Raw genomic sequence first — 13,215 nt, forward strand, 5'->3', positions numbered from 1 at the left:
AAAATCCATATAAGGAAATTTTAAAAAAAAATGTTCAGAAAACCTTTACACACACAAATGTTATCTAATATCTACTCTAGGGGAATGCAATTGGTTATTGTATTCCTCTTATTATTCATGAGCAATGCAAATGCTCAATCGAAGAAGTTTAACTATGATTGGGAATTTGTTGGTCGCGAGTTTGCCTCTGAGGCAAAAATAGATTCCTTTCGACGCCTTGGGGCGAATTGGAATGATCAGTTTATGACAGAAAAGACAAATGTTGGGGATGCTGCTCAGGGGCTAGGAATACCTTCATTAAAAGATGAGATGGCCTCCCTAAAAGGGATGAAATGGCAATCAGTAAGTTTACCTCATATTGCTTTCCCCGAACCTTTGGTAATTATAAAGCCAAAGGAAGGGATTGCTTATTACCAAAAGCAGTTTACCATATCACCTCAACTGCGGGGTAAACGCCTGAGTATTGAGTTTGAAGCAGCGATGCAGGTTAGTGAGGTATGGTTCAATAACAAATATGTTGGACGCTTCACAGGCGGGTATTTACCTTTCGAAATTGACATTACAGATCTGGCTCATTATGGAGCGAACAATAAGATTGTATTGAAGATAAATAATAAGGCCAATCCGGTAGTACCGCCAGGTAAACCTGTAGAAAAACTTGATTTCACCTATTATTCAGGAATATACAGAGATGTATGGTTGCATGTACGTAGCCCATTGCATATTACCAATGCCATTTCAGCCAATAAGGTAGCTGGTGGGGGTATTTTTGTAACCTACCCAGTTGTTGAAAAAGCAAAGGCGGTAATAGAAGTGCAAACACACATTCAAAATCAGCAGCAAAACCAATCCAGTTTTACCATAGAGCATGAACTGATGGATAAGAATGGAAAGAGAGTGGCTTTTGTGAGCACTCCGGTAAATAAACTTGCCGGAAATACTGATCATCATTACGTACAGCGTATTAACGTGGCAAATCCTTCTCTATGGCATCCGAACCATCCTAATTTATACCGCTTACGGACCAGGGTGCGCAGTCAGCAAAAAGTACTGGATGAGCAGATTACTCGTATTGGTATCCGGAGTTTCACGATTACCAAGGACGAAGGTTTGATGATCAATGGCGAGCCATTTCATATTGCCGGAACCAACCGTCATCAGAATTACCCCTATATCGGTAATGCACTATCAGATGGAGCCAACTATCGCGATGCCTGGTTAATAAAGGCTGCGGGGATGGATGCAGTGCGTACAGGGCATTATCCTCCGGATCCGGCTTTTATGGATGCTGCTGATGAACTGGGAATTTTGATTGTTAACTGTATTCCGGGCTGGCAGTTTCTTAATCAGCATCCGGCCTTTACGGAACATGTTATGCAGGATATCCGTCATACCATTCGGCGTGACCGCAACCATGCGAGCGTATTGCTATGGGAGGTAAGTATCAATGAAGTATATCCACCTGCAGAATTTCGTTGCCGTCAGGCAGAAGTTGCCCGTAGTGAGTGGCGAGGTACAAAAAACTTTTTTACCAGTGGTGATTCATATTTTACCAAAGCATGCTATGATGTCCCGCACGATGATTGGAATGGAGATTCCGGTAATCGCAATAACACTACGTATCCAGACAATGCCTTTTTGATCAGGGAGTACGGTGATTATGAGTTTGGTGGTGGAAACAGTTCGACCAGACAGTTGAGAGCTGCAGGAGAAAAAGGTATGTTACAGCAAGCCTGGAACTTTCAGTGGGCGCATAATAAAAACCAAAAGTATGCACCTCGTGCCATTGGCGACCTTACCTGGGCATTTTATGACGGGATTGCCGGTTGCATGGTGGGAATCGAAGCCTGGGGTGTTGGAGATATCTTCCGTATTCCGAAGTATGGTTATTATTTCTTTAAGAGTCAGCAGCCCGTAAGTGTAAACCCACATCTTCCTTTTGCCAGTGGTCCGGTGGTTTTTCTTGCTACTAACTGGACTGAGCAATCAGATCCTTCAAAACTGGTGGTGTATAGCAATTGTGAGGAAGTGGCTTTGTACCTGAACGGGAAACAGGTAGCTACGCAAAAACCTGACAGCGGTCCTGAAACTGGGCATGGATCTGCTTCAAACAAGAAGCTTTATTTTAATGGAGGTAATGCAAATAGGTTACTACATCCTCCGTTTACATTTAACCTGGGTCAGTTTAAAGCTGGTACGCTTAAAGCTGTAGGCTTGATCGGCGGAAAGGTGGTAAAAGAACATACTGTATCTACGCCTGGGAAATTGGCCAACTTAACCTTGGAGGCAGGCATTAATGGTATGGCATTTAAGGCAGATGGTGATATGATTTTTGTGTATGCCAGGTTGAGCGATGCGCAGCAACAACTGTTATGGGATTGCAAGCTGCCTGTTACACTTACGGTAAATGGAGATGCAAAATTATTAAGTCCGGCAAAAGTGAATGCAGAAGCGGGCATTGCCAGCTTTATACTTAAATCAGGAAAAACCAAAGGACAGGTTGTGATCAATGCTACAACGGAGGGCTTAAAAAGCAAACCTTTTGTTTTGAAGATCAATTAGTAGTGTCTTTTTTGAAAGGTTTAAATTGATGATGATTAAAGAAATGAGAGGGGCTTAGTCGTTAAAAAAATGGGGATTAGGGAAAACAGAATAATATTAGAAAACAGATGATGAATAGAATTCACTTAAGCATAATAACTGTACTAATGCCTTTTTTAATGATGCAGCAAAGTTATGGACAAACTGAAAACAGGTGGAAAAAGTTGAGAGAGATTGCAAAAACTCCTTACCCCGACTCTTCTATACGTGTACCATCGGTAGGACATACAACTTATTTTGTCAACCCGGTAACAGGTAACGATCAAAACAAAGGCACTAAAGCATCTGTTGCGTGGAAATCGTTTGCCAATGTAAATGCTTTGAGGTTAGCACCCGGCGATAAAATTGTCATAGCACCCGGTATCCATGAGTACACATTGATGCCATTTGGTAAAGGAACGTTGAAACAGCCTGTTGTTATTGAATTTCTTCCCGGGAAGCATCAATTCACATCACCAAAATCCCTACGACGGGTATGGCATATCTCTAATACTGCCGACTTTACATTTACTCCAAAGCCTTGTGGTATATTAATGGAGGGAGCAAAGCATGTAATAATTCGTGGTGGGGGCATTAATGGGAGAGGCAAAACAATCATTATGATGAGTGGACCTGAGCGAATGGCCAAAGTTATCAATCATTTGTCAGAAGATATTTTTTATGAACATTTGGTATTCGATCTTAAACGCCCGTCGGTTTCAGAAATTATGGTTTTGAATGCAAGTGCAGACGCGGCAACAGTTCAGGTAGCAGAAGCATCTACCTATAAGATTGAAAGTGGAAAGTTTAAATGGACAGGCGATCTAGGTTATGGCTGGATTATGGCGCAGGAAGCGGACCTGAAAACAAGGAAATCGAAAAGGCTTGATAAATGGTCTCCGTTTGATGCTGCTACTGCAACCGATTTGGGAAAAGGGAAAGTACGTCTTAACTATCCAAAAAAAGATTGTAGGCTGCAAAAAGGAAAATCATATGGCTTTCGGTATATCCTTCATGATTTGTTGAGTTTTCATAATACGCACAGTAAGAACATCTCCTTCTACGATTGTGAAATTAATGCAATGACCAATATGTCATTCGTTAGCCAGTTTACTGAGAATCTTAGTTTCAGGGGAGTTAATGTTGTCCCGCCAAAAAATACCAATCGGGTGTCTCCATCAAGTATGGATGTGTTTCATTTTGCAAATTGCCGCGGACAAATTTTGATCGACTCCTGCAGGATTTCAGGAGCAGGTGACGATGGGGTGAATTATCACGGAATAAATGTTGGCATTGCAGGAAAGCCTGCAGAAAATAAATTGCAATTAAGATTCATGCAACAGCAGACTTATGGATTTGCTCCTTGCGTTCCCGGCGATGAGATTGCAGTCATCAATCATTTGACCTTGTGCGAAATAAAAGACAACCCACACCGTAAGGTAACGGCAGTGGAAGTTATGCCAGGTGATACAACCCGAAAAAATTGGATTGTTACATTGGATGGACCTGCGCCAATGTTTAACAAAGATGATGTAGTGGATAATCTTTCATGGCATGCCGATGTTACGATCCGTAACAACCTGATAGAATTAGCTTCCTGTCGTGGCATATTGGCTACTTCACGTGGCAAAATAATCATTGAAGGCAACAGCATCAATAGCCTCATGCCAGGTGTTTTAATTGAAGATGATGCTAATAAATGGTGGGAATCGGGGCCGGTTCGTGATTTATTAATTCAGAATAATACTTTTCTAAACTGCGGTATCGATATAGCTCCGCAGATAGTCAAGCTTGGTGGTTCAGTTCATGAGAACATACGCATCCTGGGGAACAAGTTTGTTGGTCAGGCAAAAACCAATCCAACAGCATCCAGAGGGGTAATAAATTGCCCGTTTATTACGGTTCGTGGTGTTAAAGGATTGAAAATATCTGGTAATAAATTCCCTGCTGAAGTATCCGTATTCACCGAAGATTGTGAAGCGGTGATTATTGAGAATAACTTAATAAACCAAAAGTGACATCTTTTTGGTTATATAAAAACTATTATAAGCCCTCGGTAGGTTAGACCGAGAAAATTTTAGATCAGGTAATTTTAAAAAAAAAATGTTCAAGAAATCTTACACACAAATGTTTCGCAAGATCTTCTCCAGGGAGATTTTAAATTTAATTATGGTTAAAAAGTTAAAATGGAATGTTATTGGGCTGATGCTCCTGATGTTCCTGAATATGGCTAGTGCTGTGCGAGCGCAACAGTTGAAAACCTCATCCTTACCGGTAAAGCAGTTTGCCCATCCGGAGCGTATCCGTTATGACGGTGCTTGTATGAACATTGAAGGCAAGGACGTTTTTATATATAGTGCTGCCTTTCATTATTTTCGCTGTCCGCAGGAGTTATGGCGCGATCGTTTTAGAAAGATCAAAGAAGCCGGTTTTAATACTGTGGAAACCTACATTGCCTGGAATTGGCATGAACGCACTATGCCTTCCGGACTGGATGATTATTCTAAATTAGATTTTAAGGATCTGAAAGCCTGGTTGAAGATGGCACAGGAGGAGTTTGGGTTTTACACCATTGTGCGTCCCGGTCCGTTTCTTTGTGCCGAATGGTCAGGTGGGGGTTATCCGCGCTGGCTGGCCAAGTTTGGTCCCGGTAAAGGTGGATTGTGGTTACGTGGTGCCGATCCTGAGCATATTAAATGGTCTGTTCATTGGTATAATGCCGTTTCTAAAGCGTTAGCTCCGGAACAGATCACCCGAAAGAAGAAGGGACAGAAGGGGATTATTATGTTTCAGATCGAAAATGAATATGATGCACACGGGACTAAAGACAAAGAAGTTTTTTTAAAGGCCTTGTATCATTCTTATAAAAACAATGGCATTGATGTTCCATTGTTTACCTGCCTTACCGGTCAAACCAGGGCGAGTAAGGATTCGGAACTGTCGCAGGTATTCGATTGCGATAATTATTATGTAGCCAATTTGAGCGATGCACCCAGTTGTGCCCGTCGTATGTTTGATCTTCGCAGACGTCAAAGCAATGCACCTGGATTTGTGACTGAATTACAGGGAGGTTGGTTTTCTTTGGTAACCGGAACATTGAGCGAAGAACACTATTCTGATGCACGACACTTTAAAGCGATTGGTTTAATGAGTATGCTTGGTGGTGGCACCGGCATCAATTATTATATGTTTTTTGGTGGTACTCATTTTGAGGGTTGGGGTGCACGGGGCATGACCACCAGTTATGACTACAATGCAGCCATCAGGGAAAGTGGAGCAACAGGACCAAAATATTTTGCGGCCAAAGCCCTTGGTGAATTTATCCATACGTATGGATCTAAATTGGTAAGATCAGTAGGTGGGCCCTGTGAGTTGCAGGACGCTCCTAAAGCGCTTTTTGGTGGACTGCGTATAGCCCCAGATGGTACTAAATTTGTTTTTCTCCACAACACGGATCCTAACAAGCCTTTGAAAGGCAGGGTAACTGTAGTGCCTGGTAAAGTGGCTCAATCCACAGAACCCATTTACAATGTGAATCAGAATGGAGAGAAAGTACTGATTAAAACAGCAGCAGTTGCTAATGAAAATACCTCTGCAACTGAAACATTTGCCGTTGATTTTAATTTGCCTGATCTTGGGACACAAGTGCTGGTTATTCCTCCAGGAGCTACACCAGAACAAGGTAAATGGTGCTTGATGGAGCCGGAAAATCCGGTTCGTCCCGCTGTGAATATTGCACCGATACGTATTGCTACTGCTTTGCGCTATGACGATCCTGTAAATGAAGCTAAGTGGAAATCGCTTCCCAAAGAAACTTCTTTGTCAGATGTAGGGATCAACGATTTTCGATATAATTTGTATCGTTCAAAGGTTACTTTGAGCGCTGCAGACATTCAGCAAGAAAACAGGTTGTTGTTTAACATGTTTACCCGTGATATTGTGTCTGTACAAATTAACGGCAAGATCCCTAAACGCCTTTTTCCGGATAAAGCAGATGCACAAACCTGGATTACACGTGGCGCCCATTCCCGCATCCGCCCTAATGAATTTGATAACCGCTTTGATGTAACTGGTTTACTGAAAGAGGGCGAAAATGAAATTGTAGTGGCATATGAAAATCTTGGTCATGCACATGGTTATGTGCCAATGGAAGAATTGGCTGGTATCAAACAGGCTGGGCTTTCTACAACAGATACCTTGTTAACACGTCCATTGCAATGGGAGCTGGCAGTCGATGTTGCAGGAGTTACAAAAGGTTTTACCTCTCCATCATTTAAGGCTGACAAATGGGAGCATATTGCCCTGAATACGCAGGATGAAATTCCTCGTAAGGGTAATGGCGTTCAACCTAAAGGCGAGCAAACAGGTTTGTTTACCTGGTACAGGGTTGAGTTCTCGATGCCGGAAAAAGATGCAAAAGTATGGATGCCATGGATGGCCAAAATTAATGCTTCAGGAAATGGGTACATGTGGCTGAATGGCCATAACATAGGTCGCCATTGGGAAGCAGGGCCACAACGTGAATTCTTTTTACCTGAATGCTGGTTGAATTTTGGAACTAAGAAGAATGTGCTGGTGTTTGGATTACGTCAAACAGTTAATGGAGCTGCCATTAATGCGGTAGAAGTGATGCCGTATCCAGAAAGTGCAGAGGTAAAACAATAATAATTTATGAAATGTACTCCGTTAAATAGCATTTACTTACTTTTCTTTTTCCTTGGATCAACGGTAAGCGTCAAGGCTCAATCATCCGATAAGGATAGTTTAGTTGTTAAACATGCATCATTGACAAAAAAAGAGCAAGTTTTTTCCCTTCAAGCTGAAAAGGGGAAGGAATCAATGTTGATTTTTAACAAAGATTTGCCGAAAATGTATAATATGGCAATTGAATTTGATGTTCTGCCCAAAAATTCGGGTTCCAAATTTGGAGTGATCGGCAGGTACCTGAATAACCAAGACTGGACTTATGTAGGATGTGATCTAACGTCAGATGTTTTAACGAATTCTCATTGGTACGTTCGCACACCAAAAAAAAAGAAGGAAATTGCCATTGAAATCTCTAAGTTTTATAAAAATTACAAGAGACACGTTCGTGTTGAATACATAGGTAAAAGCGTGGCAATTTATCTTGATGGAGAACAGGTAACACGTACTACGGTATCAATAATGGGCAATCAGTCAGGATACGTAGGCTTTAGGGTATATGATGGTGCAGAAATAGAGCTGAGCAATGTTAAAATTACTCAAGTTAGCCCCCTGATTGAAAAACCAGCAAAATCTTCGTCGATAAAACTGATTTCAGATCAAATGGAGGTTACTTTTTCCAAAGATCATCCGGCCGTTTATCAGTATCAGATAAAAGAGGGGAATGTTCAATTACCAGGTGCAAAAAAGATATCAAACGGATTTATCATTAACGGAAAGACATATGCTGCCAAAACAAAGGTTGTTGCCAGTTCAGGTAAGGTAGTTTATCAATCGGAAATACCGGAAATAAATGTGGGGATAACTACCGAATTCAGGCTTCATGACATGATGCTTGGCATGAAAATAACCCGGATTGCAGAACGTGGAAACGTTAAGGTGAAAACTATAGCTTTTCCTGATCACGATATCGTTTCAATGAACAATAAGGATGATAAAGCAATGTTGTCGATAGCCCATGATGTTAATAGTGATCAATTTTTGCCGCTGAATAACCGTTCCGTTGATACGACTGCAGGCTATGCTTCTATTGCAATCCTAAATAACAACAAGATTGCGGTCACTATTGACAACAATTCAATTTACAATGCCAAGCAGATATTGTACCGCACAACAAAAATAGGAAATGAGTATTTTACCTCCCTGTTTAGTAATGAATGGATTTATAGGGGCATCAATAATGAGTTGCTTCCCTTACCGGAGATGAAAATTATCTTTGCAAAAGATAATAATGGTAACCAAACTGTAGATTGGCAAGATGCTGCCTATGTTTTGGCTCAGGTATACCCGGAACCTTATGGCGCTGATCTGATCAGAAATGTTTATGCCACCATTACCATGAACTTTGCCAGTGGCGGGCAGTACCCTTTCTTACGCCAGTTGGATAATATCAAAAAGTTTAACCTGGCTACGGATGGTTTCGGACAGATGCTTGAACTGAAAGGATATCAATCTGAAGGCCACGATAGTGCCCATCCTGATTATGCTGGTAACTATAACCGGAGGGCAGGTGGACTTACTGATTTACAATATTTAACCGAAAAGGCGAAACAATATAATGCGCATATTGGGGTCCACATCAATCATAGTGAAGCTTACCCCGAGGCAAAAGCCTATGATCGCGAAATTATAACAGACATACCCGGTTGGGCCTGGCTGGATCAGGCTTACCTGATTAATAAGGAAGCAGATGTTAAAAGGGGAACATTTGTACAAAGGATTGATCAAATGAAAAAGGATTTGCCCAACCTTTCTTTTGTTTATATTGATACTTACCGTGAACACCGGTCGATCGCAAATTTTACAGCTCAGCATTTCAATAAAAATGGATGGCCTGTCTGGACCGAAGATCCTGAAATATTTTATAGAGAAGCAATATGGACGCATTATCCCCCTCATGCGAAGAGCCTGATCTCTCGTTTTGTTCAACATAAATTCCGAGACGGCTATGCCGCTCATCCTTTATTGCTGGGTGGTTATTCCCGTAGTGCTGAAATTGGTTTTATGGGCTGGCAAAAGGGAAGGGATTTTAATGGGGTATTGCAAAATTTCTTTACTCAGCAACTTCCTTATCGTTTCCTGATGTACCATGCATTGAAAACTATAAATGATCATAAAGCAGTGTTTGAAGCAGGTTTGGTCTCAGAACTAATTAATGGTGTAAATAAAATGAGTCAAAATGGTCACCTGATAAAGGATGGTGATAACGTATTTATTCCATGGAACCCTGTTACCAAAGAAAAAATTTATCACTACAATACTAAGGGTGGAACATCTACCTGGACATTGCCAGATGGCTGGAAATCTACAGGTACGGTGAGTTTGTATAAGCTGACTGACCAAGGACGCGAATGGCTTGCAGATTTACCTATCAATGCACAACGGGAGATTACCATAGCAGCTGCCCCTAAACAAGGTTATGTGATTTACAAGAACAAAGTAGCTGATGCTACTCCAATGATTTGGGGTGCCGGAGGATTGATTTCGAATCCAGGATTTGATGGAGGTTTGTCTGGTTGGACAATCAGTGGTAAAGGTGCACAGGTTGTGAAAACTCCCTATGGACAGGATATTTTGCAAATGGCAGGCACTGCAAACGTCAGCCAGGCTTTGAAACTTGAAAAAGGTGCAACTTATACCTTGTCAGTTTGGGCTAAGGTAGACGGTGAGGGGAGGGCCATCCTCTCTATTGGAAACGAATCTTATTCAATAGCCGAAAGTAAGGTGGTGAATTTCACGGATAACACAGATAGATTCAACACCAAATTTCAACGCATGAAAGTCTCTTTTGTTTACCAGGGAGGAAGTAATGTGCTGAACCTTTCTTTTAAAGGTGTTGCAGAAGGTTCTTTTGTGCAATTTGATGATGTGAGGATTGTAAAAGGTGTTAATCAAGAATCTGCTCATGCTTATTTCGAAGATTTTGAGCATGTGGATGAAGGCTGGGGACCATTTATTGCAAGTAAAGCGAGTTCTTATAAAACGCATTTGTCTGAACGTCATGAAGGATACACTGAGGATACTATTGATGGGAATTTCTCGCTAAAAACATGGCAGGAAGGAAATGGTGAAGTTTACCGTACCTCGCCAGCTATGATTCGTTTCAGGCCTAATACTCCCTATAAAATCAAATTTGATTATAAATCTACAGAAAAGGGAGTTTATCGGCTGGTTGTTCGTTCTGTAAAAGACAACAAAGAGCTGATTAATGTTCCACTTGATGGGACCTCTGTTTTCTCTGGAGAATTTACGACAACCAATACGGATGATTACTATATCTGCACAACCAAGAAGGGGAATGGTATTCTGGTTATTGATAATTTTTCAATCGATGGGAATCTTGATCAATAAGCATTATAATTTTCACATTTTACACACACGAATTAAATTTTAAGATGAATAAGTTTTTGTTTACACTGTCCTGTTGCTTTTGGAATGCAAGCCTGAATGCACAATCCAAATTGGGATCAGATGTATATACCTCCGATAAAGGGGATGGTACTTTTAAGAATCCCATATTATGGGGCGATTGGCCGGATCCGGATATCATCAGGGTTGGGGATTATTTTTATTTCGTTTCGACTAGTATGCACTATGTGCCCGGCTCTCCTATTTTGAAGTCAAAGGATCTGGTGAACTGGGAAATGGGAGGTTATGCACTTGACCGTTACGATGAAGATCCCAGGTTTGATATGAATGGAGGAACTATGTATCTAAATGGTTCCTGGGCCAACACCATCAGGCATCATTAGGGACTGTTTTATGTCGGTTTTTGTACACCCAAAGGATGGGGCTCTCCGAAAGGACATTTTTCTATTTGTACGGCAAAGGATGTGAAAGGCCCATGGAAACGGACAATCTTCCCGGAATACCTCTATGATCCGAGTTTATTTTTTGATGATGATGGCAAAGTGTATGTCGTGCATGGATCAAGGGAACTCTATGTAACAGAGCTCAATGCGGATGCACTTTCTGTAAAGGGTGATAACATCAAGATCTGGGATAAAACCATTGACCGTCCTGCAGGTTCAACAGCTCATTATAAAACATATGGTATGGAAGGATCACATATGTATAAAATAAATGGATATTATTACCTGACCAATCCTGCAGGAGGTACCGAAGGCTGGCAGGTGTGTTTGCGTAGTAAAAACCTTACCGGTCCTTATGAAAGCAAAATCATCTATCAGGATGAAAGTTCCTATCCTAATAATGGCCTGCATCAGGGTGGGATGGTGCAACTTAAGAATGGAGATTGGTGGTTTATCATTATGCAGGATCGGGGCCCAATTGGAAGGGCGCCCCATTTATTACCAGTAACATGGGTAGATGGCTGGCCTATGTTGGGCGAAAATGGTAAGGGATATGCATCTGGTAAAAAGCCTGATGTAGGAAAAGCATTCCCAATTGTTAATCCGGCTACTTCGGATGATTTTAATAAAAAAGAGCTCGGAATGCAATGGCAATGGAATCATAATCCCGACAATACAAAATGGTCTTTGTCAGAACGAAAAGGACATATGCGTTTGCATGCTTCATTTGCTAAGGATCTGAAGAATGCTCGGAATACCCTTACCCAAAGGGTGCAGGGACCAACTTCGGAAGGAACTGTGGAAATGGATGCATCGGGGCTTAAAGATGGTAATCTCGCTGGATTTGGGGTGTTCGAATTCCCTTATGCTTTTATAGGTCTGCGGAAAGAGAGCGGAAAGCTTAACCTGGTAATGGTAAATGATGGTAAATTGATTGATAGCATCAGTGATTTTACCCATAATAAAGTATGGATCAGAGCGAATGTTACAGACAAAAAGTTTATTGCCAATTTTTCATATAGCACGGATGGGAAGAACTTTAAACCTTTTGGCAATACGCTAAAGATGGGATTAGGTTTAACCTGGACAGCTAACCGTTTTGCGCTATTTAATTTTACCACTAGAAAAGAGGGTGAGGGCGGCTTTGCGGATTTCAACTGGTTTCACTTTAAAGCGGAATACTAATACATTTTATGTTCTTTATAACGACGGAAATCAGATTGGATTCCTCCGCAAAACAATGCCCCCAAATAGTATCTAACTATTTGGGGGCATTTTTATGTCTATAGGTATATTAATTCAGCATTAATTCTATTACAGGAATTTCGAAATTTGGTTTTTTTGCTGGTAATTTTAAAACCAGGGTATTTCCAGTAGATTTTTTGGCATCTATTTGAATTTCTGAGTTGTCGTGCAGAAATTGTGCATAGTTTACTTTGTCTTTATAACCCTCCAAATAAATATAACTTGTACCAGGGTATTCGAACAAATGAACATACAACCGCTTGCTATCCTTATTATAGGTAAGCTTGGTGCCTTCGCTTACCTTAAAATCGGCTGGGGCAAAAGTACAGTGGTATATGGATTTCGAATTGGCGTGCATCCATAAGCTTAGGCTGTCCAATGCTGTTACCGCCCTGTGATCGAATTCGCCGCGTGCCGTAGGACCAACGTTTAACAATAAATTACCGCCATTTGCTACCGAAGTAATAAGCAGATCCAATAATTTTCTATTGCTTTTCCATGTATTTTCGTCACGGTGGTATCCCCATGATCCTGAAAAGGTTTGACAGGTGGTCTGATACGGGTTTTACTTTACAGTTTTGAGAGGGGTTAATAATTATAAAATTAATTGTTTTTCTTTAGTTCTATTATACTTTTTTCTACAGTTTTTCCACCGCTTAATTAACGGTTGTTCAGTAGTATGAGCAATTACTGGTGTGAGATAATCGCAACTCATATGTGGACGAAGATGATTATAAGAGTCAATGCTTTTAGCAACCTCATGCATCGCTTGACTCCTGGATTGAAAAATACGATTAAGCTTAAATTCTGTTTTGAGAATCCCATTTATCCTTTCGGCTATGGGGTTCTCATAAGCTTCTCCGTTTTCAGTCAT

6 protein-coding genes and 2 pseudogenes are annotated in these 13,215 nt (G+C 41.0%); 6 read left to right on the forward strand and 2 right to left on the reverse strand.

Features of this window, described 5'->3' with window-relative positions:
- Nucleotides 1–57 precede the first annotated feature (57 nt).
- The 6 genes and pseudogenes from B9A18_RS12245 (at nucleotide 58) to B9A18_RS25390 (ending at nucleotide 12,281) form a co-directional block, all read left to right on the forward strand.
- Nucleotides 58–2,562 (forward strand): glycoside hydrolase family 2 protein, encoded by a 2,505-nt coding sequence (locus tag B9A18_RS12245; RefSeq protein ID WP_159452655.1) that lies wholly within the window; start codon nucleotides 58–60, stop codon nucleotides 2,560–2,562.
- Between the two features lie 107 nt (nucleotides 2,563–2,669).
- Entirely contained in the window at nucleotides 2,670–4,598 is a 1,929-nt protein-coding gene (locus tag B9A18_RS12250; RefSeq protein WP_144009482.1) for a hypothetical protein, read from the forward strand.
- Between the two features lie 151 nt (nucleotides 4,599–4,749).
- Nucleotides 4,750–7,245 (forward strand): beta-galactosidase, encoded by a 2,496-nt coding sequence (locus B9A18_RS12255; RefSeq protein WP_084289594.1) that lies wholly within the window; start codon nucleotides 4,750–4,752, stop codon nucleotides 7,243–7,245.
- Nucleotides 7,246–7,251: 6 nt separating this feature from the next.
- Entirely contained in the window at nucleotides 7,252–10,635 is a 3,384-nt protein-coding gene (locus B9A18_RS12260) for an endo-alpha-N-acetylgalactosaminidase family protein (RefSeq protein ID WP_084289576.1), read from the forward strand.
- Between the two features lie 44 nt (nucleotides 10,636–10,679).
- A pseudogene (locus B9A18_RS25385) lies at nucleotides 10,680–11,612 on the forward strand (glycoside hydrolase 43 family protein); the annotation flags it as partial.
- A gap of 12 nt (nucleotides 11,613–11,624) precedes the next feature.
- Entirely contained in the window at nucleotides 11,625–12,281 is a 657-nt protein-coding gene (locus B9A18_RS25390; RefSeq protein ID WP_262497661.1) for a beta-xylosidase family glycoside hydrolase, read from the forward strand.
- A 109-nt stretch (nucleotides 12,282–12,390) separates the two neighbouring features.
- Here the strand turns inward: B9A18_RS25390 and B9A18_RS12270 are convergent.
- Together B9A18_RS12270 and B9A18_RS12275 are read right to left on the reverse strand one after the other, a co-directional pair.
- A pseudogene (locus B9A18_RS12270) lies at nucleotides 12,391–12,882 on the reverse strand (alpha-L-fucosidase); the annotation flags it as partial.
- Between the two features lie 54 nt (nucleotides 12,883–12,936).
- On the reverse strand, nucleotides 12,937–13,215 hold a 279-nt coding region (locus B9A18_RS12275; protein WP_144009483.1), incomplete at its 5' end, for an integrase core domain-containing protein.

This window comes from Pedobacter nyackensis (assembly GCF_900176505.1).
In the GTDB taxonomy this organism is placed as follows: Bacteria; Bacteroidota; Bacteroidia; order Sphingobacteriales; family Sphingobacteriaceae; genus Pedobacter; species Pedobacter nyackensis.